The sequence below is a fragment of the Streptomyces sp. NPDC050842 genome (genome assembly GCF_044456565.1).
Taxonomy (GTDB): Bacteria; Actinomycetota; Actinomycetes; order Streptomycetales; family Streptomycetaceae; genus Streptomyces.
In genome coordinates this window covers 412,975-437,891 of record NZ_JBITGA010000006.1, presented here as the reverse complement: position 1 = coordinate 437,891, position 24,917 = coordinate 412,975, and the positions used below count along the sequence as shown (strand labels likewise).

22 protein-coding genes and 1 pseudogene are annotated in these 24,917 nt (G+C 73.3%); 11 read left to right on the top strand and 12 right to left on the bottom strand.

Going from position 1 to position 24,917, the window contains the following annotated elements; genetic code table 11:
• Nucleotides 1–33 precede the first annotated feature (33 nt).
• Nucleotides 34–801, top strand: coding sequence for a hypothetical protein (locus ACIBG6_RS22750; protein WP_399224359.1), 768 nt, complete (start codon nt 34–36; stop codon nt 799–801).
• On the opposite strand, the gene ACIBG6_RS22745 is transcribed toward ACIBG6_RS22750, so the two are convergent.
• The gene (locus tag ACIBG6_RS22745; protein ID WP_399224358.1) at nt 798–1,196 is read right to left on the bottom strand and encodes a VOC family protein; all 399 of its coding nucleotides are present in this window, start codon (nt 1,194–1,196) and stop codon (nt 798–800) included. The genes ACIBG6_RS22750 and ACIBG6_RS22745 overlap by 4 nt on opposite strands.
• Nucleotides 1,193–3,259, bottom strand: a complete 2,067-nt coding sequence (locus ACIBG6_RS22740; RefSeq protein WP_399224528.1) for a HelD family protein — start codon at nt 3,257–3,259, stop codon at nt 1,193–1,195. Before ACIBG6_RS22740 ends, ACIBG6_RS22745 begins: the two co-directional genes overlap by 4 nt.
• Nucleotides 3,260–3,527: 268 nt before the next feature.
• On the opposite strand from ACIBG6_RS22740, the gene ACIBG6_RS22735 reads away from it, so the two are divergent.
• The gene (locus ACIBG6_RS22735; protein WP_017239332.1) at nt 3,528–3,716 is read left to right on the top strand and encodes a hypothetical protein; all 189 of its coding nucleotides are present in this window, start codon (nt 3,528–3,530) and stop codon (nt 3,714–3,716) included.
• A gap of 48 nt (nt 3,717–3,764) precedes the next feature.
• Complete coding sequence (locus tag ACIBG6_RS22730) at nt 3,765–4,064, top strand: hypothetical protein (protein ID WP_399224357.1); 300 nt, start codon at nt 3,765–3,767, stop codon at nt 4,062–4,064.
• A gap of 18 nt (nt 4,065–4,082) precedes the next feature.
• Here ACIBG6_RS22730 and ACIBG6_RS22725 read toward each other — a convergent pair whose 3' ends face one another.
• On the bottom strand, nt 4,083–5,723 hold the full coding sequence (locus ACIBG6_RS22725) for a DNA repair helicase XPB (protein WP_317597960.1): 1,641 nt from the start codon (nt 5,721–5,723) through the stop codon (nt 4,083–4,085).
• Nucleotides 5,724–5,852: 129 nt separating this feature from the next.
• Here ACIBG6_RS22725 and ACIBG6_RS22720 point away from each other — a divergent pair, with 129 nt between their 5' ends.
• The gene (locus tag ACIBG6_RS22720; RefSeq protein WP_399224356.1) at nt 5,853–6,431 is read left to right on the top strand and encodes a Uma2 family endonuclease; all 579 of its coding nucleotides are present in this window, start codon (nt 5,853–5,855) and stop codon (nt 6,429–6,431) included.
• Nucleotides 6,432–6,434: 3 nt separating this feature from the next.
• Here the strand turns inward: ACIBG6_RS22720 and ACIBG6_RS22715 are convergent, their stop codons facing one another.
• The gene (locus ACIBG6_RS22715) at nt 6,435–8,960 is read right to left on the bottom strand and encodes a helicase-associated domain-containing protein (protein WP_399224355.1); all 2,526 of its coding nucleotides are present in this window, start codon (nt 8,958–8,960) and stop codon (nt 6,435–6,437) included.
• Nucleotides 8,961–9,032: 72 nt separating this feature from the next.
• On the opposite strand from ACIBG6_RS22715, the gene ACIBG6_RS22710 reads away from it, so the two are divergent.
• On the top strand, nt 9,033–10,130 hold the full coding sequence (locus tag ACIBG6_RS22710; RefSeq protein WP_399224354.1) for a hypothetical protein: 1,098 nt from the start codon (nt 9,033–9,035) through the stop codon (nt 10,128–10,130).
• Between the two features lie 4 nt (nt 10,131–10,134).
• On the opposite strand, the gene ACIBG6_RS22705 is transcribed toward ACIBG6_RS22710, so the two are convergent.
• From ACIBG6_RS22705 to ACIBG6_RS22695, 3 genes are read right to left on the bottom strand one after another with little or no spacing between them, the layout of a single operon-like run.
• The gene (locus ACIBG6_RS22705) at nt 10,135–10,977 is read right to left on the bottom strand and encodes an ABC transporter ATP-binding protein (protein ID WP_399224353.1); all 843 of its coding nucleotides are present in this window, start codon (nt 10,975–10,977) and stop codon (nt 10,135–10,137) included.
• Nucleotides 10,974–12,026 carry a FecCD family ABC transporter permease gene (locus tag ACIBG6_RS22700; protein ID WP_399224352.1) on the bottom strand — a complete coding sequence of 351 codons (1,053 nt, stop codon included), beginning with the start codon at nt 12,024–12,026 and terminating at the stop codon, nt 10,974–10,976. Before ACIBG6_RS22700 ends, ACIBG6_RS22705 begins: the two co-directional genes overlap by 4 nt.
• Nucleotides 12,023–13,027 (bottom strand): FecCD family ABC transporter permease, encoded by a 1,005-nt coding sequence (locus ACIBG6_RS22695; RefSeq protein ID WP_399224351.1) that lies wholly within the window; start codon nt 13,025–13,027, stop codon nt 12,023–12,025. The genes ACIBG6_RS22700 and ACIBG6_RS22695 overlap by 4 nt, the downstream gene beginning before the upstream one ends.
• A gap of 89 nt (nt 13,028–13,116) precedes the next feature.
• Between ACIBG6_RS22695 and ACIBG6_RS22690 the strand changes: the two genes are divergently transcribed.
• A complete protein-coding gene (locus tag ACIBG6_RS22690) occupies nt 13,117–13,776 on the top strand; it encodes an HAD family hydrolase (RefSeq protein WP_399224350.1) in 660 nt (219 codons plus the stop codon).
• On the opposite strand, the gene ACIBG6_RS22685 is transcribed toward ACIBG6_RS22690, so the two are convergent.
• Entirely contained in the window at nt 13,764–14,042 is a 279-nt protein-coding gene (locus ACIBG6_RS22685; RefSeq protein ID WP_399224349.1) for a hypothetical protein, read from the bottom strand. The genes ACIBG6_RS22690 and ACIBG6_RS22685 overlap by 13 nt on opposite strands.
• A gap of 131 nt (nt 14,043–14,173) precedes the next feature.
• Between ACIBG6_RS22685 and ACIBG6_RS22680 the strand changes: the two are divergent.
• The 3 genes and pseudogenes from ACIBG6_RS22680 to ACIBG6_RS22670 form a co-directional block, all read left to right on the top strand.
• A pseudogene (locus ACIBG6_RS22680) lies at nt 14,174–14,431 on the top strand (recombinase family protein); the annotation flags it as partial.
• Between the two features lie 49 nt (nt 14,432–14,480).
• Nucleotides 14,481–15,836, top strand: coding sequence for a recombinase zinc beta ribbon domain-containing protein (locus tag ACIBG6_RS22675; RefSeq protein ID WP_399224348.1), 1,356 nt, complete (start codon nt 14,481–14,483; stop codon nt 15,834–15,836).
• A 280-nt stretch (nt 15,837–16,116) separates the two neighbouring features.
• Nucleotides 16,117–16,500 carry a cold-shock protein gene (locus tag ACIBG6_RS22670; RefSeq protein ID WP_033211384.1) on the top strand — a complete coding sequence of 128 codons (384 nt, stop codon included), beginning with the start codon at nt 16,117–16,119 and terminating at the stop codon, nt 16,498–16,500.
• 18 nt (nt 16,501–16,518) lie between these two features.
• Here the strand turns inward: ACIBG6_RS22670 and ACIBG6_RS22665 are convergent, their stop codons facing one another.
• The 4 genes from ACIBG6_RS22665 to ACIBG6_RS22650 form a co-directional block, all read right to left on the bottom strand.
• Nucleotides 16,519–17,370 carry a 1,4-dihydroxy-6-naphthoate synthase gene (locus ACIBG6_RS22665; protein WP_399224347.1) on the bottom strand — a complete coding sequence of 284 codons (852 nt, stop codon included), beginning with the start codon at nt 17,368–17,370 and terminating at the stop codon, nt 16,519–16,521.
• The gene (locus tag ACIBG6_RS22660; RefSeq protein ID WP_399224346.1) at nt 17,367–18,134 is read right to left on the bottom strand and encodes a futalosine hydrolase; all 768 of its coding nucleotides are present in this window, start codon (nt 18,132–18,134) and stop codon (nt 17,367–17,369) included. The genes ACIBG6_RS22665 and ACIBG6_RS22660 overlap by 4 nt, the downstream gene beginning before the upstream one ends.
• A 7-nt stretch (nt 18,135–18,141) precedes the next feature.
• Entirely contained in the window at nt 18,142–18,621 is a 480-nt protein-coding gene (locus tag ACIBG6_RS22655) for a DUF2771 domain-containing protein (protein ID WP_317597978.1), read from the bottom strand.
• Nucleotides 18,622–18,772: 151 nt separating this feature from the next.
• Complete coding sequence (locus ACIBG6_RS22650) at nt 18,773–20,161, bottom strand: MFS transporter (RefSeq protein ID WP_399224345.1); 1,389 nt, start codon at nt 20,159–20,161, stop codon at nt 18,773–18,775.
• A 456-nt stretch (nt 20,162–20,617) separates the two neighbouring features.
• Here ACIBG6_RS22650 and ACIBG6_RS22645 point away from each other — a divergent pair, with 456 nt between their 5' ends.
• Together ACIBG6_RS22645 and ACIBG6_RS22640 are read left to right on the top strand one after the other, a co-directional pair.
• A complete protein-coding gene (locus ACIBG6_RS22645) occupies nt 20,618–21,547 on the top strand; it encodes a DUF3027 domain-containing protein (RefSeq protein ID WP_399224344.1) in 930 nt (309 codons plus the stop codon).
• Between the two features lie 164 nt (nt 21,548–21,711).
• On the top strand, nt 21,712–24,912 hold the full coding sequence (locus ACIBG6_RS22640; RefSeq protein ID WP_399224343.1) for a sacsin N-terminal ATP-binding-like domain-containing protein: 3,201 nt from the start codon (nt 21,712–21,714) through the stop codon (nt 24,910–24,912).
• The last annotated feature ends 5 nt before the right edge of the window (nt 24,913–24,917 follow it).

The window sequence follows — 24,917 nt, the reverse complement described above, 5'->3', positions numbered from 1 at the left end:
CGTCCACAGGCCCCCGCTGCCACAATCCGGCGCATGACGGGGGCCGTGAACGTTCCGAAGGAACACAAGGACCGGGTCCTGGCCCGGCGTTGGATGGAACCACGCGGGGACGCGGTCCTGCGGGACCTTCCCATCGCGCTCCTCCAGGCCCTCAGGTTCTGGGGCGGCCTCGCGGTCGCGCTGGCGGTCAAATGGCCCCTCGTCGCGAACGAGAGCGGCCTCCTCGTGCTCTGGTTACGGGACGGCGGCTTCCGGCTGCTCCTCGTCCCGTTCCTGCTCCTCGTGACGGCGCCGCTGGTGACCGTCGCGTACATCCTGATCATCCGGCCGCCGACGCAGGGCCGCCTCGGCGAGCGGCTGCGCGGCCCCCTCACGGCGGCCGGCGCCTTCCTCGGCCATCTCGTGCTCGCGGTCGGGGGAGGGGCGACCGCCGTCTGGCTGGGCATCGCCTTCTTCGACGAGCAACCCGTCCTCACGGTCGTCGCGATCACCGTCTGCATCTACGGGGTGGCGCGGGGCATCGCGTTCCTCTGCTTCGCCGTCCCACAGGTGTCGCGCCACATGTTCCGCACGGTCGAGATCCACCAGGCGCTCCCGGCGCTGATCACGGTGGCACTCGCCTGGGAACTCGCCCTCCAGGACGTCTTCTTCCCGCTGACCCGCTGGGCGGGCGACCCCGTCCTGCTGCCCCTCGGCGGTGCCGTGGCGACCACGCTGATCGCCGGGATCGAACTCTGGCGCCTGTACGTGCGCCACGGCATGCGCTTCCGGCTGCTCACCGCCAGACCCGCCAACCGCTAAGCAGTCGCCACGAGTTCTACCTCGAACCCGTCCGCGTTCTCCAGGTAGGCCGCGTAGTGGCCCTCGCCGCCCGCGTACGGATGCCGGTCGGCGAACATCAGGCGCCAGCCGTGGGCCGGCGCCTCGGCGGCGAGTGCGTCGACGGCCGTCCGGTCGCCCGCGTGGAAGGCGAGGTGGTTCAGGCCCGGCCGGAGCCGGTCGTGGGCGTCCCCCGTACGGGCCGGGGACTGCTCGACGACGAGATAGCAGGAGCCGAGCGCCCAGCTGCGGCCGCCCTCCCAGCGCTGGAAGGGCGCGTACCCGAGGGCGCCGAGGAGCCAGCCGAGGCTCGCCTCGGCGCGCTCCAGGTCGCCCACCCACAGCTCGACGTGATGCAGGGCCCCGACCGTCGTCACAGGTCGCCCAACTGCCCGGGAACCGGAGCCGAGTGAATGACCGTCAGGCCCGAGACGGCACGGGTCAGCGCCACGTACAGCCGCCGCAGGCCCGTCCGCTCGTCCGGTTCGCCGTCGACGACCGCCGCCGGCTCGTCCAGGACCACGTAGTCGTACTCCAGGCCCTTCGCGAGCGAGGCCGGGACCAGGGTCAGCCGGGACTCGGCCGTCGTCTCCTCGCCGGGGGAGAGGTACGCGAGGCCGGCCGCCGTCAGCGCCTCCGCCAGCGGTGCGATCCGCGCGTCGGCGGCGATCAGGCCGATCGAGCCCTCGTGGGCCAGGGACTCGACGCAGGCGGCGACGACGGCGGCGTCCAGGCCCTCGGGGTCCGCCGTGTGCCGGACGGCCAGCGAGCCCGGGTTCTCCCGGACCGACTCCACCGCCGCGAGCCCCGGCGACATGTGCGGAAGCAGCCGGGAGGCGTACGCGATGACCTCGCGCGGCACACGGAAGCCGGCCGTCAGCTCCTCCACGACCGCCTCCGGCTTGCCCAGGTGCACGAGCGCCTGCGCCCAGCTCTCCGTCGCCCACGGCGTCGTCCCCTGCGCCAGGTCGCCCAGGACCGTCGCCGAACCGGTCGTGCACCGGCGCCCCACCGCCCGGTACTGCATCGGGGACAGGTCCTGCGCCTCGTCGAGGACGACATGCCCGAGCGAGTGCGTCCGCTCGACCAGGTCCCTCGTCTCGTCGATGAGTACCGCGTCCGCCGCCGACCACTTCGCCGACTTCACGCTCCGTGCGGGCTTCGCCCAGAGCAGCAGCTTCTGCTCGTCCTCGGTGAGCAGCCCCTCCGCGTGCTCCGCCAGGAAGTCGGCGTCGCCGAGCAGCCGCAGCACGAGCTTCGCGGGCTCCACCGGCGGCCAGCACTCCTTCACGACGGCCTTCACGGCGGCGTTTCGCGCGACCGCGTTCTGCACCCGGTCGTCGGGCGCCTCGCCGGCCTCCTCCATCCGCACCAGGACCGCGTGCGCGATCCGCTGCGGCAGCGCCTCGTGGGCCGCCCCGTACCGGATGTCCCGGTCCAGCAGCTCCCGCACCATCTGCTCGATCTCGTACGCGGGCACCCGCCACCGCCGTGAGCCGCGCACCACCATCAGCGGCTCCTTCGGCAGCGAGACGTGGGCACGGACCGCGCGCCGCAGCACCTCCGCCATCCGGGCGTCGCCCTTGACGACCGCCGTCGCCGCCTCGTCCGTCCCCCGCACCTCGACGTGTGCCACGAGGTCGTCGACGGTCGCCTGCTGGACCTCCAACTCGCCGAGCGCCGGGAGGACTTGCTCGATGTAGTGGAGGAAGGAACGGTTCGGGCCGATGACCAGGGTGCCGGTGCGGGCGAGCCGCTCCCGGTGCGCGTAGAGGAGGTACGCGACACGGTGCAGGCCCACGGCCGTCTTCCCGGTGCCGGGGCCGCCCTGCACGCACACCGTCCCGGACAGGTCGGAGCGGACGATCCCGTCCTGCTCGGGCTGGATCGTCGCCACGATGTCCCGCATGGGGCCGACGCGGGGCCGCTCGATCTCGGTCTGGAGCAGCCGGCTCGTGGTTGACCCCTCGGCGGAGCCGGTAAATGTCACAGCGGCCGGGTCGGAGAGGTGCTCGTCCTCGTACGCGGTGAGGTCGCCGGACGTGTACCCGAAGCGCCGCCGCAGCCCCACGTCCTGCGGGTCCTCCTTCGACGCCTGGTAGTACGGCTGCGACACCGGCGCACGCCAGTCGATCACCATGGGGTCGCCGTCGGCGTCGTGGACGTGCCGCCGCCCGATATAGAAGCGCTGCCCCTCCTGCGTGGTGTGCAGGTAGTCGAGCCGGCCGAAGAACAGCGGGGTGTCCGCGAGGTCCGCGAGCGCCTTGATCCGGTCCTCGATCTGGCGCCCGAGGACGAGGGAGTTGACCCAGTTCGCGGTGACGTCCTTGATGTCGAGCGCCTCGACGTCCTCGCGCATCGCGCGGAGGGCGGCGCGGGAGGAGGTCAGGTGGGCGCGCTCGCGCGAGAGCGGATCGGAAACAGCGTCCGAAACGGGCACGGGGTCGGAAACGGACACGGTGAAGCCTCCGAGCAGGTGGATACGCGGACACGACGCGGTGGCCGCCGGTTTCCGGCCGGGCGGCGGCTCTCCACGGAGGGAGGCGGGGAAGCTGGCGAGTGTAACTCCGCCGGGCCGGGCACGGCGAATCGATTTCACTCCACCGGAAGCCCCCAAATTCGTAGGGGTCGGGGTCCGCCATGAGGGGGACCCCGGGTTCCACCCCCAGGCCGATGTGTTCGGAATGTCCGGATTCCATCATGGAGACATGACCGCGACGACCTTCACCCTCGTGACCACCGTCCCCCGACCCCGCACCCGCCCCCTCGCCACCGCGTTCCGCGCGATACGCGCCTTCGGCGGCGCGGCGGCCGGCGTCGTCCTCCTCGGCGACTACGGCCCGCCCGAGGCCGGCGTCAGGAACCCGCGCCCTGAGTACGCGCCAGGCCCCGACTGAGTACGCGAACGCCTGGCGGCCGCCCCGCCGCCCTGATGTGATCAGGACATGGAGACGACGACCGCCACCACGGACGACACCACCGGCCCGACCCCCTTCACCCTGCGCGTCACAGCGAGCTTCGGCCTGCTGCTCCTCCTGGGCTGCCTGGTGGCCACCGGCGCGATCACCCTCGCCGACTCCATCGACGGCGACGGCGTGGGCGGCATGTTCATCGTGGCCGGCTTCTGGGCACTCGTCGCCGGAGCCCTGGCGGGCGTGGCGGCCCTGATCGTGCCCCGCCGGGGACTCGTCATCGCCCAGTACTGCCTGGCGATCGCGGGCCCGTTCCTCGCGCTGATGGACTGAGCCCGCCCTCGTACAGGCTCAGGGAGCCAGCAGCTCGTCCGCGTCGACGATCCGGTACGCGTACCCCTGCTCCGCCAGGAACCGCTGCCGGTGCGCCGCGAAGTCCTGGTCGATCGTGTCCCGCGCGACCACCGAGTAGAAGTGCGCCTGGTGCCCGTCGGCCTTCGGCCGCAGGACCCGGCCCAGGCGCTGCGCCTCCTCCTGCCGGGACCCGAAGGTGCCCGACACCTGGATCGCGACCGTCGCCTCCGGCAGGTCGATCGAGAAGTTCGCGACCTTCGACACCACGAGCACGCTGATCTCGCCCGTACGGAACGCGTCGAAGAGCTTCTCCCGCTGCGCGTTCGACGTCTCGCCCTTGATGACGGGGGCGTCCAGATGCTCGCCGAGCTCGTCGAGCTGGTCGATGTACTGCCCGATGACGAGGATCTGCTGACCCTCGAACTTCTTCACCAGGGCCTCGGTCACCTTCCGCTTCGTCGCCGTCGTCGCACAGAAGCGGTACTTCTCCTCCGGCTCGGCCGTCGCGTAGGCGAGCCGCTCGGAGTCGGTCAGATTGACCCGGACCTCGACGCAGTCGGCGGGCGCGATGTAGCCCTGCGCCTCGATCTCCTTCCACGGCGCGTCGAAGCGCTTGGGCCCGATCAGCGAGAAGACGTCCGACTCGCGGCCGTCCTCCCGGACGAGCGTCGCGGTCAGCCCGAGGCGCCGCCGCGCCTGGAGATCGGCGGTGAACTTGAAGACGGGCGCGGGCAGCAGATGCACCTCGTCGTAGACGACGAGGCCCCAGTCCCGGGAGTCGAAGAGCTCCAGGTGCGGGTAGATGCCCTTCCGCTTGGTCGTGAGGACCTGGTAGGTGGCGATGGTGACGGGCCGGATCTCCTTCTTCGTCCCGCTGTACTCGCCGATCTCGTCCTCGGTGAGCGAGGTCCGCTTCACGAGCTCGCTCTTCCACTGCCGAGCGGAGACGGTGTTCGTCACGAGGATCAGCGTCGTCGCCTTGGCCTCCGCCATCGCCCCGGCCCCGACCAGCGTCTTCCCCGCACCACACGGCAGCACGACGACCCCGGAACCGCCGTGCCAGAAGCCGTCGACGGCCTGCCGCTGGTACGGCCGCAGGCTCCAGCCGTCCTCGGCGAGCTCGATCGGGTGGGCCTCCCCGTCGACGTACCCGGCGAGGTCCTCGGCGGGCCAGCCCAGCTTCAGCAGCGTCTGCTTGATCTGCCCGCGCTCGGAGGGATGCACGGCGACGGTGTCGTCGTCGATCCGCGCCCCGACCAGCGGCTGCACCTTCTTCGACCGGAGGATCTCCTCCAGGACGGGCCGGTCCGTACTGGTGAGCACGAGCCCGTGGGTGGGGTGCTTGGAGAGCGTGAGCCGCCCGTACCGGTCCATCGTCTCGGCGATGTCGACGAGCAGCGCGTGCGGCACGGGGTAGCGGGAGTACTCGACGAGCGCGTCGACGACCTGCTCGGCGTCGTGCCCGGCGGCCCGCGCGTTCCACAGCCCGAGCGGCGTCAGCCGGTACGTGTGGATGTGCTCGGGCGCCCGCTCCAGCTCCGCGAAGGGCGCGATGGCCCGCCGGCACGTCTCGGCGAGCTCGTGGTCGACCTCCAGGAGCAGCGTCTTGTCGCTTTGGACGATGAGAGGCCCATTCACGCGCGATCAGTCCTTCCCGGGCCGCTCCCGATGACGGCGGCCAATCCTCCAGTGTGCCTGATACGAGGCCGCTGTCGGCGTGGGCTGCCACACTGAAGGCGTCGGTTTCCGCGCAAGGGAGGTGGCGAGATGAGCGTCGCGCACGATCCGCACTATGGGCCCTGGACCATAGAGCAGGTACTGGCTCTGGAGGAGGACCGCGGTCAGCGTCGGGAATTGATGGGGGAAGCGCTCTTGATGTCACCTGCTCCGGGGACGAAGCACCAGCGGGCTTCGTCGCGGCTGTGGAGTCTGCTCGACGCCGCCGTGCAGGCGGCGGGCGCACCGGCTGAGGTTCTTGAAGCCGTGAACGTCACCCTCCCCGACGGCCTCTTCATCCCCGACATCGTCGTGGTCGAGGCGGCTGCCGCCGCGGAGGATCCGATCACGTACGACGCGGACGCCGTGCTGCTCGTCGTCGAGATCGTCTCGCCGTCGTCCTCCGGCCGCCGCACGGACAGACTGCTCAAGCCGCCGTACTACGCGGAGGCCGGGATCGAGCACCTCTGGCGCCTTGAACTGGAGCCCGTGCCGGCGCTGGTCGTCTCCGAGCTGGAGGACGGCCGATACGTGGAGCGACTCGTCGCAGAGGCGGGGCTGGACACGGCCGTCGTAGCGCCGTTCCCGCTGAAGGTCGACCCCGGAGCCCTCGTGAGCCCGAGGCGGTAGCGGCTACACCTGGTCGTCCGCCAGCTCCGCCACGCCCGTGATCCGATGCAGCGGGTACGTGCGGACCTCGTCGGCCGTGTGGTCGTAGCCCGTCACGAAGCCGCCCTCCACGCGGACCGGGGCGATGACCCGCTGGCTCGCCGCGCCCTCCGCGTTGACGTAGCCGATCCAGACCGCCGAACCGGTCATCGCGGCCGCCTGGACCGTGGCCAGGGTCTCGGCCGCCGACGTGCGGGGGAGGGTGCCGGCGGTCGTCGGGGTCGAGGGTTCCTTGCGGACCGCCGTCGCCGCCCGGTCGCCGGCCCGGATCGCCTTGACCGCCGCCGCGAGCAGGGTGCCGTCCGGGGACGGCGGGCCGTCGGGGACGGGGACCGGGGCCGTACGGGCAGGGGTGCGGTACGCGTCGGCGCGGGCGATCAGGACGTCGCCCTCCGCGGACTCCGCCGCCGGGGCGTACCCCATCGACCGCAGCCCGTCGAGCAGCGACACCGGGTCCGTCTGCGCCGCGAGCACCGTCGGGGCGATGCGGCGCAGCCCCAGCGGCGCGGACCGCCGGTCGGCCAGGATCTCGCCGAGGACCGTGTCGTCGTCGCAGCGCACGTACGCCGACGCCGCCCCGACCTTGAGATGGCCGTGGCGTCTCGCCACGTCGTCCACCAGGTAGGCGAGCGGCTGGGGGACGGGCGTCGTCGAGTGCTTCGCGAGGAACTCGTGGAGGTCGGTCGCCGTCTGCCCCGAGTCGAGCGCGCGCCGCACGGAGCCCGGCGTGAACCGGTAGACCGTCGCACCACCCTTCGATTCCACGTCCGCGAGGACACCCAGCGCGTCCGCCAGCGGCCGCCGCAGGGGGCCCGGCGCCACGGCCGTCAGGTCCGCCTGGAGAAGGACGTGGTCGACGGCCTCGGGGAGCAGCGGCGCGAGCAGCGTCGCCGCCCGTGTCGCGGCCACCGACGCCTCCACCCCGCCGCCCGGCTCCGCGGGGGACGCGGCCTCGGCGAGCGGCAGGTTGAGGAGCGCGCGGGCCGGTCCGGACAGGGCGCCGCGCCCGGTGAGCCCGAGCAGCTCGGCCTCCTCCAGGGTCCAGCGCGCGATCCGGGTCCGCACGGTCGCGGCGCCCGCGGAGGACGACCCCTCGGCGCCCCGCAGGGGCCGCTCCCAGCGCAGCCGGGCGAGGACCGACTCGGGGTCCGCCGCGGCGCCCGGCGGGAGCGTCGCGAGCAGGAACAGGACCCGGTGGCGGACCTCGGGGGCGGACGAACGGTCCAGGTCCGGGCCGAGCGCCGAGAGCGTGCGGCCCTTCGCGTCCTGGCCGCCGACCAGACCGGAGGTACGGGTCGCGGTCAGCCACGGCGTGGCGAGCCGCGCCCACCGCTCGGCCGGCGGCAGGTCCAGCCAGTCGTCGTAGGCGGGCGTCGGCGCGTACCGCTCGTCCGCCTCGCCGTCCGAGGCGAGCAGCCCCGCCGCGTAACCGAGCTCCAGCCAGAAACAGGCGATCTGCTCGGAGACGTCCAGCGTCGCGGCGATCCGCTTGAGGTCCCGTACGGCGAGTCCGCCCGCGCGCAGGACCGGCGGGCCGCCCCGGTCCCAGGACTTCAGCAGCTCCTCGATCGTCGCGAGCGCCACGTACGCCTGCCCGGCGGCCGCGCTGTCCACAACCTGTGGGCGGTAGTCCCGCCCCACCACCGGCTCCGGCGGCAGCGGCTCCGGCGACCGGTGCGCCCGCCCGCCCCGCAGGTGCAGCGCCACCTCCCGCGGCAGCACCATCGTCCGCGGCGACACCGGCAGCAGCAGCCCCCGGTCGCGCAGCCAGCGCACGGGAGGCGCCGGGTTCGCCGTCACCTCCCCGTACGGCGGACCCCACACCAGCCGGTCCAGGACCGAGAGCGCCTCCGGCGGCGCCGTGTCGAGCAGCTCGCCCATCCGCGTCCGGTCGGTGAACAGCTCCGTCAGCACCGCCACCGCCGACACCGGGTCGTGCGTCGACGTCAGCCCGGCCGCCGCGATGATCTCCTGCACCCGGCCCGGCGACATCCCGGACGTGGCCTCGGCGACCGTCGGCCCGAGCCCGGTCGGCGACGGATGCTGCGCCGACGGCGCGAGCAGCTCCCGCGCGGTCCGTACGAGCCTCAGCCGCTCGTCGTCGCCCCACACGAGCGCCTGCTCGCGCAGCAGCGCGACCGCGGCGGGCAGCGCCGCCTCGATCTCCGGATCGCCCTCGTCGCCGGCGAGCAGCGCGAGGAGTACGGGGTACGGCGTCGGGTCCGGGGCCACGGCGAGCGCCTCGGCCGTCTGGAGCGCGAACCGGTCGAGCCGCTCGATCGCGCGGATCACGGAACCGCGCGTACCGGCACGGGTCGCCAGCTGCGTCAGGTCGTTCGGCACGGGGCCCAGGAGGTCGGGCCGCGCGCGCAGCAGCGCGGCCAGGCCGTCGTCGCCCCGCGCGCGCAGCGCTTCCGCGAGCGTGCGCGGCGCCGCGGCGCCAGATGCTTCGGCCACGTGCGCCTCCCGGTCGAGCTCACCGATCCCCATCCGCCCCACGTTAGCCCCTGCCCGCGCGCTAACGTCGGGGCGTACCGGGCGAACCGGCTGTGGAGGGGCACTGTGGGGATCGAGAGCGACCAGTTGGTCTACGACTATCTGAGCCGGGTCGGCGATCTGGCACAGCAGCGACAGCTGCCGGCGAGCGACCGGGCGCGGCTGGTGTCGACGCTGCGGAACGAGATCGACCGACGGCGCGCCACGCACGGCGAGGAGAGCCCGGCGGCGGTACGGGGGATCCTCGGCGCCCTGGGTACGCCCGACGAAGTCGTGGAACGGGCGGAGGACGGGCCGGGCGGGGCGGGCGGTACGGGAGGGGCGGGCGGGGCCACCGGCACTGCCAGGCCGGGCGGGGCGCCGGGCGGTGCCACCGGCACTGCCAGGCCGGGCGGGGCGCCGGTGCCGGTGCCGTCCCCGCGATCCGCGAAGCCGACGAGATCGGCGAAGTCCGCCGAGCCGTCCCCCAAGCCCATGGCGAAGCGCCCCGCCAAGCCGTCCCCGCCGCCCGCCTCCGTCCCCCCGCCCCGCGACGGCGTCCGCGACAACGATCTGGACCCGGACTGGTGGCGTACCGACGCCACCCACGCCACCGACATCGACGTGACCGAAGGGCTCCCGGGCTTCGTCGGCGGCATCGAGCGGCCGGACCTCTTCGAGCCCCCGGTCCCCGAGGCCGACGACGAGGAGTTCGACGGCGAGGAGGCCGCCCCGGGCCGGTGGCGCCGCCTCGCCCGCGTCGTCCTGCGGCGGAGGACGGCCCCCGCACCGGAGCCGGACGAGGCCTTCGACGAGCCGGAGGCCGCACCGGCCCCCGCCCGCCCCCGCCTCGCGAACCCCTTCGTCCTGCTCGCCGCGCTGCTCCTGCTGGGCGGCGCCGTCTTCGGCTCGCTCGTCGCGCTCGCCGCCGGCTGGCTCCTCGCGTACGCCTCCCGCCGTCTGACCCCCGGCGAGGTCAAGGGCGCCGTCCTCGTCGTCCCCGGCCTCGCCGCCGCGACCGGCATCGTGTGGCTGTGGGGCCGCGTCGAGGGCCGCTGGGGCGAGGCCGTGGCCCCGGGCGGCCCCGCGATGAGCGCGGCGATCGCGGAGACCTGGCCGTGGGTGCTGCGGGGCGCGGCGGTCGCCTCGGCGCTGTTCCTGCTCTGGCGCTCCCGCAGGCACTGAGGTCTCAGAAGGCCTGTTCCCCGTCGTCCGCGTGCCACGGCGCCCCCGGCACCACCAGTGGCGACCCCGTCACCGGGTCCGGCACGACGACCGACTCCAGGCCGAAGACGTCCCGTACGAGCTCCGCAGTGACGACCTCCTCCGGCGGGCCCTCCGCGACCACCCGGCCGGCCTTCATGGCGACGAGGTGGTCGGCGTACCGGGCGGCCTGGTTGAGGTCGTGCAGGACGAGGACGACGGTCCGGCCGCGCAGCCGGTTGAGGCGGCGCACCAGGTCGAGGACCTCCACCTGGTGGGAGATGTCCAGGTAGGTGGTGGGCTCGTCGAGGAGGAGCAGGTCGGTCTCCTGGGCGAGGGCCATCGCGATCCACACCCGCTGCCGCTGGCCGCCCGAGAGCGCGTCGACGGACCGGTCGGCGAGCGCGGCGACGTCCGTGCGCTCCATCGCGTCGGTGACGGCCCGCTCGTCCTCCTCCGACCACTGCTTCCACCAGGCCTGATGCGGCTGGCGGCCCCGGGAGACGAGGTCGGCGACCGTGATCGCCTCGGGCGCGACGGGCGTCTGCGGGAGCAGCCCGATGGAGCGGGCGATCCGCTTCGTGGGGAGCTTGGCCAGCTCCTCGCCGTCGAGGAGGACGGCGCCGCCGGCCGGCTTGAGGAGCCGCCCGAGCGCCCGGAGGGTGGTCGACTTGCCGCAGGCGTTGGGGCCGACGATGACGGTCACCTTGCCGTCGGGGATCGCGAGGTCCAGCTCGTGCACGACGGTGCGGTCCTCGTAGGCGAGCGTGAGACCGCGCGCGGCCAACCGACCGGCGCTCGTGCTCGTGCTGGTGGTCGTGCTCGTCATGCCTTGCCTTCCGTTCGGCTCCGGACGATGAGCCAGATCAGATACGGGGCGCCGACCGCCGCCGTGAGGACGCCCACGGGCAGTTCGACGGGGGAGAGGAGCCGCCGGGCGAGCAGGTCGGCGACGACCACGACCACCGCGCCCGCGAGCGCGGAGCAGAGCAGCGGGATCTGCGCGGTCCGCGTCATGCGGCGGGCGATCTGCGGGGCCAGCAGGGCCACGAAGTCGACCGGTCCCGCGACACCCGTCGCCACGGACGCGAGGACGACCCCGACGGCGACGAGCCCGAGGCGGACCCGGCCGAGCCGTACGCCGAGGGCGGTCGCCGTGTCGTCGTCGAGGGAGACCGTCCGCTGCGCGCGGGCGGCCCACAGCACGGCGGGCAGCATCAGGAGCAGCGTCCAGCGGATCGGCCCGGACTCGTCCCAGCCGCGGCCGTTGAGGGAGCCGGTCATCCAGACCTGGGCCTGCTGGGCGACGAGGTAGTCGCCCTTCGTCATGAAGAGGGTGATGAGGGACCGCAGCGCGATCGCGATGCCGATGCCGATGAGGACGAACCGGGTCGCGTGCAGCCCGCCGCGCCAGGCGAACACGTACACGAGCGCGGCGGCGAGGATGCCGCCCGCGATCGAGACGTACGGCAGCAGCGTGTACGAGGTGAGGCCGAAGGTCATCGCGGCGACGGTGACGGCACCGGCGCCCTGGCTGATGCCGATGATGTCGGGGCTGGCGAGCGGGTTGCGGGCGACGGTCTGGATGAGCGCGCCGGCGATCCCGAAGGCGGCGCCGACGGCGAGGGCGACGACGAGCCGCGGCTCGCGCAGCTCCTCCACGACGAACGCGGACGGCGACGGCTGCCCGAGGAGGATCCGTACGACCTCCGAGGGGCCGACGAACCGCTCGCCGACGCAGAGGTACGCGACGGAGGCGGCGGCCAGGAGCAGGAGAAGCCCACCCGCGACGAGGGCCGAGCGCCGGTGGACCAGGAAGGACCCACGCCCGGCGCGCACGAGCCCGTACCCGGCGGGCCGCACAGACGTCGTACTCATGCGGGCACCGCCTTCCGCCGGACCAGGGTGACCAGGAACGGCACCCCGATCAGCGCGGTCATCACCCCGGCGGGGATCTCGCCCGGCGGGAAGACGACCCGTCCGGCGACGTCCGCGACGAGCAGCATCACGGGCCCGATGAGCGCGGCCATCGGCAGGACCCAGCGGTGGTCGGAGCCGACGACGGCCCGCGCGATGTGCGGGACGGCGAGGCCGACGAAGGCGACGGGCCCGGCGGCGGCCACGGCGGCGCCGGTCAGGACGGTCGCGCCGAGTCCGCCGACGATCCGTACGGTCGCGACCCGCTGCCCGAGGCCCTTGGCGACGTCGTCGCCGAGCGCGAGCGCGTCGAGGCCGCGGGCCACGGACAGCACCAGGACCGTGCCGAGCAGCAGGAAGGGCCAGATCTGGCCGACGATCTCGGCGTCGCGCCCGTCGAGGGAGCCGATCTGCCAGAACCGGAACTCGTCGAGCGCCGAGGCCTTGGTCGTGAGGACGCCGGTGGTGACGGAGAGCAGCAGCGCGTTGATCGCCGCCCCGCCGAGCGCCAGCTTCACGGGGGTGGCCCCGCCGCGGCCGCCGGAGGCGATGGCGTAGACGGCGACCGAGGCGAGCGCGGCGCCGACGAAGGCGAACCACACGTACCCGCTCAGGTCGTGCACCCCGAGGAAGGCGATGGCGAGGACGACGGCCACCGACGACCCCTGGCTGATGCCGAGGATGCCGGGGTCGGCGATCGGGTTGCGGGTGATGCCCTGGAGGGCGGTGCCGGCGAGGGCGAGCGCGGTGCCGACCATCAGCCCGATGAGGGTGCGGGGGACGCGGAGCTGCCGTACGACCTCGGCGTCGTCACTCGTCCCGCCGTGCAGCAGGGCGTCGAAGACGGTCGAGGGGGCGATGGCGCGGGCGCCGACGGCGAGGCTCAGGAGGACGGCGAGCAGCAGGGCGACGACAGCCGCCGAGGTCGCGAGGACCCGTCTGGAGGGGAAAGCGGCTGGCATGGGGACCCATCGGTTCGGTAAGGCTCGCCTCAGTGTAAGCAGCACCGATTATTCGAACGCAGGTACCCGAGGTCCCGCAGAATGGCCCCATGACGACGACCGGGAAGCCCACCCCCACCCCCGCCACCCCGACGACCCCCGCACCCACCCTCACCGTCGGCTTCGACCTCGACCTCACGCTGATCGACAGCCGCCCCGGCATCAAGGCCGCCTGGGAGGCCTTCGCCGCCGAGACCGGCGCGACGATCGACGCCGACCTGGTCGTCACCCGCCTCGGCCCGCCCCTCGAACACGAGATGGCCTACTGGTTCAACGAGGAGCAGGTCGCGGAGATGGTGGTGCGCTACCGCGCGCTCTACCCGGCGTACGCGATCGAGCCCTCGCCGCCGATGCCGGGCGCCCGGGACGCGATCCAGGCCGTGCGTGACGCGGGCGGCCGCACGATCGTCGTCACCGCCAAGAACGGCCCGCACGCCGAGCTGCACCTCAAGCACCTCGGGATCGAGCCGGACGCCGTCGTCGGCGGCCTCTGGGCCGAGGGCAAGGCCGAGGCCCTGCGCGCCCACGACGCCCAGGTGTACGTCGGCGACCACGTCGGCGACGTCCGCGGCGCCGCCACGGCGGGCGCCCTCGCGGTGGCCGTCGCGACCGGCCCCTGCGCCCCCGAGGAGCTGCGCGCGGCCGGCGCGGACGTGGTCCTCACGGACCTGACGGACTTCCGCCCCTGGCTGGAGACCTACCGTGCCTGAACGGCCGCGGCCGCACTCTCCCGAACCTGCCGCCGCTGGGCCGCGATCGACCGCAGCACCCCGGCGGCGGCGACGGCGAATCCGACGCCCATGAGCATGGAGACGGTGTACGCGACGGTGGGAAACGGCTCGGTCCCCAGGAACAGCGGAGCCACCGTGACCAGCGTCGCCACGGCACCGACGGCGAAGAGCACGACACCGACCTTGACGAGCCCGTCACCCGGAGCGCTGTCGTTCACCGGCACGGCGGGGATTTCAGTACGCATCCGGCCAGGGTAGTTCCCGGGCCGGAAGGACGATCGGGCGCCGTCTTGTCAGCGGCTCCCGAGTATGAGCATGAGAACAAACGTGCCTACCCATACGTCCTAGCGGTTCGCCTGGGCACGCACGCACCGTGATGTTCATGAAATCCGATCTGCGCTACCTGGCGTGCCTGCGGTTGTCGTCCGACTCCGACGAGTCGACCGCCATCGCGCGGCAGCGGCGGGGAATCGAGCACTACGTCAACGCACCACACGTGGCGGGCATCCTCGTCGGCGAGGCCGAGGACACGGACGTGTCCGGCGGACTGTCTCCGTTCGGACGGCCTCGGCTCGGCCGCTGGCTCAACCACCGTGCCGACGAGTTCGACGTCCTCATCGCCTCCAAGGTCGATCGCCTCACCCGAGGAGGGATTCGACCTTTCCACCGGTCCGGGAAAGACGATGGCCCAGATCACCGCTGTCTTCGCCGAGGCCGAATGGGACACGATCCAGGCTCGCGTCCTGAACGGGGTCCAGGCCCGCCTGGAGAACAAGTCCTGGCTCGTGGGCGCACCGCCGGCCGGATACAGGATCGTCTCCGTGGAAGGGGAGCGCCGTAAGGTCCTCGCGCGGGACGAGACCTACTGGGCCGTGATCGACGAGATCAAGACGCGGATCGGCGAGAAGAAGCAGACCACCCACAGGATCGCCAAGGAGCTCAACGAGAAGGGCGTTCTCACGTGGAGTGATCATCTGCGGGAGCGGAAGGGTCAGGCCCCGAAGGGGGTCATGTGGCAGGCCACGATCATCAACAAGATGGTCCGCTCGAACTGGTTCCCGGGTATCTACACGTACAAGGGCGAAGCCGTTCTCGGCGATGACGGCGAGCCCTACATCCTGCCCGACCGTCCGCACGCGGAAATGGACGAGTGGTTCGACCTGGTCGAGAGAATCGCTCCGAAGGAGAAGAGCGCCAGGGGGCCCGGAACCCGAGCCGCCAAGAGCCTGCTCGCCGGAATCGCCAAGTGCGGAGAATGCGGCGCACCACTGGCCCGGGTCCGGGTATCGACCTCCGGGGCATGGCGCAAGGACGGCACCCGGTCTCCTTCGCGGTACTCCTACCGGTGCACCAACCGATTCCGCGGTGGCTCCTGCAAGAAGGGGGCCTACATCGCGTGTGAGGAACTGGACCGGGTCGCCGAGGACCTCGTCCTCCAGAGCGTCGGCCAGTGGCAGCAGTACGAACGAGCGGGCGCGGGCCCTTCGGTCGAGAAGGAACTCGCAGCGGCCGGGGCGCGGCTCACCCGGCTCGAGGCCGACTTCCTTGCGGGGAAGTACGACGGCGAAGGCCAGGAGGAGTCCTACTGGCGGATGCACAAGTCCTTGTCCGGCACGGTGCGGCACCTGAAGAAGCTGCAGGAGGAACGCAGGAATCCGCAGATCAGGCCGACCGGACGACAGTACGGCGAGGTGTGGGACGAGAAGGACCAGGACGACCGCCGGTCCTTCCTGAAGGAGTACAAGGTGACCATGTGGGTCTGGCGCGACTGCCTGCCGGGCATGGCCCGCGCCAGCCGCTCCGGGGCTGTGCTCGACCTTGGTGAGATCGGAAGGATCGCGGCGGAGCAGAAGCTCGTGATGCCGGTACCGGCGGACTGGATCTGGTGCGGATGGAACGTTCCCCGGCACTGGGCGTCCCCTCACCTCCTCGAAGACCATGAGACGCGCGAGGCCCTGGCCGAGACCTATGGGTCGACAGAGTTGCCCATGACGCTGCGAGGCCGCCTGGACGCGTATGAGCGGGAGCGCGCGACCTGACAAACCCCCCTCCCGTATTCACTACGAGAGAGGGGTTTGTCGTAGGTCCAGGGGTAATCCGCTCTCGGGGGTCCCGTGCGTGTGCTGTGATGTCCGTGCCTTCTCGCCCCGGCGAGCTGCGATCGATCCCGGCCAGGACTGGCGGCCGGGAGGGATGGAGCTGCTTGACGGGGGGTACAGAGCTGGGGAGGCTTCGAACGACGGCAGGCACGAGCAAACGCTGGACGGCCTGATCCGCGACGACAGTGGTTCGGCTGACTGGTGGAATGGGGTGCGTGCTTTGCCTACCGGCAAGGTCAAATGGTTCAACAGCGAGAAGGGCTTCGGCTTTCTCTCCCGCGACGACGGCGGCGACGTCTTCGTGCACTCGTCGGTGCTCCCCGCCGGAGTCGACGCGCTGAAGCCGGGCCAGAGGGTCGAGTTCGGGGTCGTCGCAGGTCAGCGCGGCGATCAGGCGCTCTCCGTGGCGATCCTCGACCCGACGCCGTCCGTCGCCGCCGCGCAGCGCCGTAAGCCCGACGAACTGGCGTCCATCGTCCAGGACCTGACGACGCTCCTGGAGAACATCACACCGGCGCTCGAGCGGGGCCGCTACCCGGAGAAGACCCAGGGCAAGAAGATCGCCGGCCTGCTGCGCGCGGTCGCCGATCAGCTCGACGTGTAGGACCCGGCCAGGAGCCGGTTACGGGAACGCCAGCGCGTCGGGGCCGAGGGGCGGTACGAGTCCCTCGGCCGCGGCGCGGGTGAGCAGCCCGCGGACCGCCGCGTAGCCGTGTTCGCCCAGGTCGGCCGTGAATTCGTTGACGTAGAGGCCGATGTGCTGATCGGCGACCTTCGGGTCCATCTCCTGGGCGTGCTCCAGGACGTACGGCCGCGAGACCGCCGGGTCGTCCCAGGCCATCCGCACGGATGTGCGGGCCGACTCGGCGAGCAGCCGCAGGGTCTCCTCGCCCAGGGAGCGGCGGGCGACGATCGCGCCGAGCGGGATCGGGAGCCCGGTCGTGGCCTCCCAGTGCTCGCCCATGTCGGCGAGGCAGTGCAGGCCGTAGCTCTGGTACGTGAAGCGGGCCTCGTGGATGACGAGCCCCGCGTCGACCTTGCCGTCGCGGACGGCGGGCATGATCTCGTGGAACGGCATGACGACGACGTTCCCGACGCCTCCCGGCACGGTCTCGGCCGCCCACAGCCGGAAGAGGAGGTACGCGGTCGAGCGCTCGCTCGGCACCGCGACCGTCTTCCCCGCGAGGTCCGCCCCCGTGCCCGAGTCGCGGGTCAGGACGAGCGGCCCGCAGCCCCGGCCGAGGGCGCCGCCGCAGGGCAGCAGCGCGTACTCGTCGAGGATCCAGGGCAGCACGGCGTACGACACCTTCAGGACGTCGTGGTCGTCGGCGCCGCCCTCCGCCCAGCCGTTGGTGACGTCGATGTCGGCGAAGGTCACGTCGAGCCGGGGGGCGCCCGGGACGCGGCCGTGGGCCCACGCGTCGAAGACGAAGGTGTCGTTCGGGCAGGGCGAGTAGGCGATCTTCAGCTTCACTTCGCCTCCGGCGAGAACAGGGGGAAAGCGGGGCCCAGCAGGGAGAACGCCTGCCGGAGGGAGTCCAGGGCCTCGCCGATCCGCCAGGCGGCGCGGTCGCGCGGGCCGACGGCGTTCGACACGGCCCGGATCTCGACGACGGGCACGCCGTACGCGGCGGCGGCCTCGGCGACGCCGAAGCCCTCCATCGCCTCGGCGGCGGCCGTCGGGTGGCGCCCGGCCAGCTCGGCGGTCCGTCCGGCGGTGCCGGTGACGGTGGAGACGGTGAGGACGGGCGCGACGGTGTGCGGCCGGCCGCCGGCGTGCAGCGCGGCGGCCAGGGGGCGGGTGAGCGAGCCCGGTACGGGGTGCGCGGACCGTCCGAAGCCGAGCTCCTCGACGGCGAGGTACCCGTCCGGGGTCTCCGCGCCGAGGTCGGCGGCGACGATCGCCTCGGAGACGACGACGGTGCCGATCGGGGCGTGCGGCGCGAATCCGCCGGCGATCCCGGCGGAGACGACGAGGTCGTAGGGGGCGCCGGTGTCGGTGCCGGCGCCGGTCAGCGAGGCGTGGGCCAGCGCCGTACCCGTCGCGGCGGCCCCGGCCGCCGGTCCGACCCCGCCGACGAGGAGATCCACCCCGGCGGCGTGGCGGCGCAGGGTGAGGCCGCCCGGGAGTGCCAGGGCCTCCCAGGCCGCTGTCTCCTGGGCGTCGTGACCGAGGCCGGCGGCGACGGAGTCGGCCTCCGCCGCCACGGCCGTCACGATCAGGATCCGGTGGACCACCGGCGGATCAGGATTCCTTCTTCAGCTGGAAGTGCCAGATGCCGGTCAGCTTCTTGCCGGTGTTCTCGACGATGGTCACCTGGGAGTTGTCAGGGGCCTCGCCGGTCTGGCTGGAGAAGAAGGCGCTGGCCGGAATGGTCCGGTACGTCTTCTTGTACGGCTCGGGCTCGGCCTGCTGGCCGCCGAGGAAGATCGTCCAGCCGTTGTCCGCGATCTCGGGGTCGACCCCGAAACGGATCTTGTCGTCCATCGCCACGGTGATGGACTTCTCGGCCTTCTTGTTGAGGCACTGCTGGATCTGCGACTCCTTGATGGCGTCGCCGTCGTTGTAGCAGGCGGCCTCGGAGTGGATCGAGTCGGACCCGACCGTGACAGTCGCGATCGGAGTCGGCTTGTCGCAGGCGGAGAGTACGAGGAGCCCGGCGGAGACGGCCCCGAGGGCGACGGCGGCCCGGCGGCGCGAGCCGGAGAAGAACGCAACGGTCATGAGCCGAAGGCTATCGGGCCGCCGCGCCCGCGCCACGCGGGGGTACGGCGCGCCGCCGCTCCGTGACCTCGGGAGACCCCAGGACCGACCTCGGGCCGACCCCGGGAGCCGGCTCGTCCCGAGACCGGAGCCGCCCCCTCGTACGCCCGTACTAGGCCACCCGCGCCTTCGAACGGCCCTGCGGGCCCGGGGGCCCGGGGCGGCGGTGGGCCGCCGTCAGCAGGCCGCGGACGGCGAGGAGCGCGCCCACCGCGAGGATCCCGGCGGCCACGGCCATGCCGAGCGTGCCGTTCAGCGGCAGCGAGATGCCGATCGCCCCGCCCACCACCCACGCCATCTGCAGCGCCGTCTCCGAGCGCGCGAACGCGGAGGTCCTGACCACCTCCGGCACGTCCCGCTGGATCAGCGCGTCCAGGGACAGCTTCGACAGGGCCTGCGTGAGCCCCGCGACCGCGCCGAGGACGGCGACCATCACGCCGCCGAAGAAGATCGCCGCGCAGATCGCCGTGCCGCACACCACGGTGATCATCGTGGCGATGATCACCTCGGGACCGTGGCCCCGGTCGCGCAGGAGCGAGCCGACCGCCGTGCCGCACGCGTTCCCCACGCCCGCCGCCACGCCCACGATCCCCAGGGAGACGGCGGCGCTCTGCCCCGACAGTGGGTGCTCGCGCAGCAGGAACGCCAGGAAGAAGATCAGGAAACCCGACAGCATGCGCTGCGCCGCGTTCGCCTCCAGGCCGTGCAGGACGGACGGGCCGACCGTCCGCAGACTCGGCTTCCGCTCGCCGTGCGTCAGCAGGTGCGCCCGCCGTTCACCCTTCGCCGAGTCCACCTTCGGCGGCATCCGCAGCGCCCAGAACGTCCCGAGCAGGAACAGCGCGCACGCCCCGTACAGCGGATACCGGGGCCCGATCAGCTGGAGCCCCGCCCCGATGGGCGCGGCGATCCCGGTGGCGAGCAGCCCGGCGAGGGTGACCCGGGAGTTCGCCTTCACGAGCGAGAACTTCGGTGGGAGCAGGCGCGGGACGACCGCGCTGCGCACCACCCCGTACGCCTTCGAGGCGACCAGGACGCCCAGCGCCGCCGGGTACAGCTCCAGGCCGCCGGTGGCGACCGCGCCCGACATCATGATCGCGAGCACCGCGCGGGTCAGCATCGCGCCCGCCATCGCCGCACGCCTGCCGTGCGGGATGCGGTCCAGGAGCGGGCCGATCACCGGGGCGAGCAGGACGAAGGGGGCCATGGTGACGGCGAGGTAGAGGGCGACGCGGCCGCGGGCCTCGTCGGTGGGCACGGAGAAGAAGACCGTGGAGGCGAGGGCGACGGTGATCATGACGTCGCCGGCGCCGTTCACGGCGTGCAGCTCGATCAGTTTGCCGAGCCCCGACTCGCCCGCGCCATGGGCGTGGGTCGCCTTCCGGATGCCTTTCGCGGTCCCGGTGAAGGGCAGGTGCAGGGCGCGTCCGACCGCCCGGCCCGCTCGGCTGAGCGGTCCGGCATGATCTTCGGATCGTGCGGGGGACCGTGCGGCTGCCACTCCGTCATAGTGCCCCACCGGCGCGCCGGACGAACCGTGGCGCGGCGAACGGCGGAGGTACGGAGCCGGTACGGGGGCGGTAATGAGCCGGTACGGGGCGGTAATGAGCCGGTACGGGGGCGGTACGGAGCCGCTCCGGACGGCCCGCGATCCGAGTCTCCAGGGGGCCCGGAGCCGACTCCGACCGTCCGCGATCCGGGCCACTTGAGGCGGGCAGGTGGGCGGAGGCCCGCGAACGGGGTAGCGTGCGTAGCGCGTCACCGGCGGAAGTTCTCGGCCGCGCGCCTCTTCGGCATCCCGCAGAATGGATGGCGATAGGTGTGCCCGAGACACGCGAGACAAGTCGGGTGCGGACGTCGATGCGGCCCTCAGGTCCGCTCCGCCCGCCGCCCGTGGCTTCGCTTTCGCCCCTCGGCCGGCGCACCCGTGAGACGGCGTAGGAGAGAAGCGAGACCTGTGAGTGCTGCGACGACGCGAAGCGGTGCCCCGCGTACCCCGCGAGCCACGCGTACCCCCGACCGCCTGTGCGTCGAGGCGGTAGACCTCGCGCGGGAGGCCGCCGACGAGGCGGCCGCGCCCGGCAAGGTGGGCGCACACGTCGAGGTCGTCGCGGAGGGCGACCGGGTCGTCACGCACTTCTTCGAGTGCGAGGAGCCGGGCTACCGCGGCTGGCGCTGGGCGGTGACGGTCACCCGCGCCTCCCGCGCCAAGAACGTCACGCTTGACGAAACCGTCCTGCTGCCCGGCGCCGACGCCCTCCTCGCCCCCGAGTGGGTGCCGTGGAGCGAGCGCCTCCGCCCCGGCGACATGGGCCCCGGCGACCTGCTGCCCACCGAGCAGGACGACCTGCGCCTGGAGCCCGGATACTCGGGCGAGGACGCGCCGCCGCCGAACTCGGCGGTCTCGGAGGAGCTGGCGGACCACCTCGACGCCGAGGACGCCGAGATCGTCTCCCGTACGCCCTCGCGCGGCGCGATCGCGTCGGTCGCCGAGGAGCTCGGCATGCGCCGGGCCCGGGTCCTCTCCCGCTACGGCCTGCACGTGGCCGCGGACCGCTGGGACGAGAGCTTCGGCGCCAAGACCCCGATGGCGCAGGCGGCACCCGCGTCCTGCGACTCCTGCGCCTTCCTGGTGCCGCTCGCCGGCTCCCTGAAGCAGGCCTTCGGCGTCTGTGCCAACGAGTTCTCGCCGGCGGACGGCCGGGTCGTCTCCCTCGCGTACGGCTGCGGAGGCCACTCGGAGGCCGCGGTCATGCCGAAGCCCCCGCGCCCGGCGCCCCCGGTCCTCGACTCGATGGCCGCGGACGTCTTCCCGCTCCGCCCGGCCAAGGACTCCGGCTCGACGACGGAGCCCGACGACTCCTCCGAGGACCTGGGCCACTCGTAGGGTCTGTCCACCCCCGTTCCCTCCCCGGGATGTGCTTCCGCGCGCCCCGGGGCAGGGTCGTGCCCCGGCGTCCGGGGCGGGGCGGAGCGCGGTACCTTTCGGGCCCGGACCTTCGGGTCCGGCAGCGCCACCCCCTGATCAGCCCATGATCACCGCCCCGCAGAGTGGAGTCAGACGTGAGCGTCAGCGTCCGGACGACGACCGACGGAACCGATCCCTTCGGCACCGCACGGCTGCGGCGGGGAGTGCTCGACGCCTGGGGCGCCTCGCCCGCCCGGTTCCGCGAGGACGCCAACGCCGAGGAGGACCTCGCGCTCGGCGGCTACCGCGACCGGCTCGTCGTCGAACTCGCCCAGAACGCCGCCGACGCCGCCCACCGCGCCGGCGTCACCGGCCGCCTCCGCCTCACCCTCCACCCCGCGGACGACGAGAGCCCCGCGATCCTCGCCGCCGCGAACACCGGCGCCCCGCTGGACGCCACCGGCGCCGAGTCGCTGTCCACGCTCCGCGCCTCCGCCAAGCGCGAGCAGGGCCCCGGCGCCGTCGGCCGCTTCGGCGTCGGCTTCGCCGCCGTCCTCGCCGTGACCGACGAACCCGCCGTCCTCGGCCGCCACGGCGGCGTCCGCTGGTCCCTCGCCGAGGCCCGCGAACTCGCCGCCGAGTCCGCCCGCTACAGCCCGGGCCTCGGCGACGAACTGCGCCGCAGGGACGGCCACGTACCCCTCCTGCGTCTCCCGCTGCCCGCCGAGGGCAGCGCGCCCGACGGCTACGACACGGTCGTCGTCCTCCCCCTGCGCGACACCGCCGCCCGCGACCTGGCCGAGCGGCTCCTCGAAGAGGTCGACGACGCGCTGCTCCTCACGCTCCCGGGTCTCGCGGAGATCGTCGTGGAGACGGCCGAGGGCGTACGAACCCTCCGCAGGTCCGAGGACGACGGTTACGTACGCATCGACGACACGGCGACCGGCACCCACCGCTGGCGGACCGTCTCCCACACCGGGCCCCTCGACGCCGAACTCCTCAAGGACCGCCCGGTGGAGGAGCGGCTCCGCCCCCACTGGGCCGTCACCTGGGCCGTGCCCGTGGACGCGGAGGGCGCCCCGCGCCACCCCCGTACCGAACCGGTCGTGCACGCCCCGACGCCCACCGACGAGCCCCTCGGCATCCCCGCGCTCCTCATCGCCTCCCTGCCGCTGGACACCGCGCGCCGCCACCCGGCGCCCGGCCCGCTCACGGACTTCCTGGTGCAGCGCGCGGCCGACGCGTACGCCGAACTCCTCGCCGACTGGCACCCGGTGACGACCGCGACCCTCGACCTCGTACCCGGCCCGCTCGGCAAGGGCCCGCTCGACGGGGCGCTGCGCGAGGCGATCCTCGACCGGCTGCCGAGGGTCGCGTTCCTGGCACCGGCGGCCCCCTCCGAAGAGCTCCCGGCACTCCGCCCGATCGAGGCGGAGGTGGCGGAGGGCACGGGCGCCGAGACGGTCGACGTCCTCGCCGAGGTGTTCCCGACGCTCCTCCCGGCCGGCCTGGAGAGGCGCCCCGAACTGCGCACGCTCGGCGTGGGCCGCGTACCCCTGACGGAGGCGATCGACCGCCTGGCGGGCGTGGACAGGGCCCCGACGTGGTGGTGGCGGCTGTACGACTCCCTCGCCGGCGTCGACCCGGACCGCCTGACGGGCCTTCCGGTGCCGCTGGCGAACGACTCCGACGCCGACGCCGACGCCGACGCCGACTCCGGCTCCGACTCCGGCTCCGGCTCCGGCAAAGACGTCCGGATCCGTACGACGATCGGCCCGCGTCAGGTCCTGCTCCCGCAGGAGCAGACCCCCGCCGAACTGACCCGCCTCGGCCTGAAGGTCGCCCATCCGGAGGCGGCGCACCCGCTCCTGGAGAAGCTGGGCGCCCTGCCCGCCACGCCCCGCGCGGTCCTGACGACCCCGCAGGTACGGGCGGCGGTGGCGGCCTCGCTGGACGCGGGTGAGATCTGGGACGAAGACGCGGACGCCCTCGACGCGGAGGAACTGGCGGAGACGGTCCTCGCACTCGTACGGGACGCGGAACTCGAACCGGGCGAGGAGCCGTGGCTGGGCGCGCTCGCCCTCCCCGACGAGGACGGCGAACTCTCCCCGGCGGGCGAGCTGGTCCTCCCGGGTTCCCCCTTCGCGTCGGTGATGCGCGAGGACGAACTGCCCTTCGTCGACGGGGACCTGGCAGCACGCTGGGGCGAACGCCCCCTGGCGGCCTGCGGAGTGCTGTCCACCTTCGCCCTGGTCCGTGCGACGGACCTGGTCCTCGACCCGGACGAGGTCGAGCCCCGGGAGAGCGACTACCCGGAGCCGGACGACGCCGGCCTCCTCGACGCGGTCGACGTGTGGTGCGAGGACGTCCTGGACCGCCTGCCGGAGTCGCCGGTGCCGCCGGTGGCGACGGAGATCGTGGCGGTACGGGACCTGGACCTGGTGGACGACGAAGCCTGGCCGCAGGCCCTCGCCCTCCTGGCACAGCCCCCACTCCGCGACGCCCTCACCCAGCCGGTACGGATCCTCCTCCCGGACGGCACGACGCAGACGGTCCGCTCGTACACGGCATGGTGGCTCCGGGACCACCCGGTCCTGGACGGCCGCCGCCCAGCGGGCCTGCGAGCCGAAGGATCGGACCCCCTCCTGGCCGGCCTGTACGACTCCGCCGACGCGACCGGCTTCGACGACGAGCAGGTCCTGCGGGCGCTGGGCGTCCGCACGTCGGTGGCGGCGCTCCTGGAGGAACCGGGCGGCGCGGCCGAACTCCTGACCCGCCTGGCGGACCCGTCCCGCGAGGTCACGGCCCCCCAACTCCACGCCCTCTACACGGCGCTGGCGGACCTGGACCCGGACCAGGTGACGCTCCCGGACGAGCTGCGGGCGGTCGTGGACGGGCAGCTGGTCGTCGTGGACGCGGCGGAAGCCCTGGTGGCGGACGCCCCCGACCTTCTCCCCCTCACGGGCGACACCCCACTGCTCCCGGTGGCCCCGTCCCGCGCGGCCGACCTGGCGGAACTGTTCCAGGTCCGCCGCCTGAGCGAGGCGTTCGAGGCGGAGGTGACGACGGTCGGCGAGGAACACGAGGTCCCGCCGTCGGTCCACGCCCTCCTGGGCCCGGCGACCCCTGCCTCGTACATCGAACACGAGGAACTCCGCGCGGGGGGCGTGGAACTGGACTGGCGGGTGACACCGGACGGCATCCTCCACGCCGCCACCCTGGAAGGCGTGGCGGCAGGCCTGGCCTGGTCGGCAGGCCAGTGGCCCCGCCGCTTCGAGGTAGCGGCGCTGCTCGAAGACCCGTCTCGCACCGCGGAACTGGCAAGGGACCGCTGGTTCGACTGAGGAGG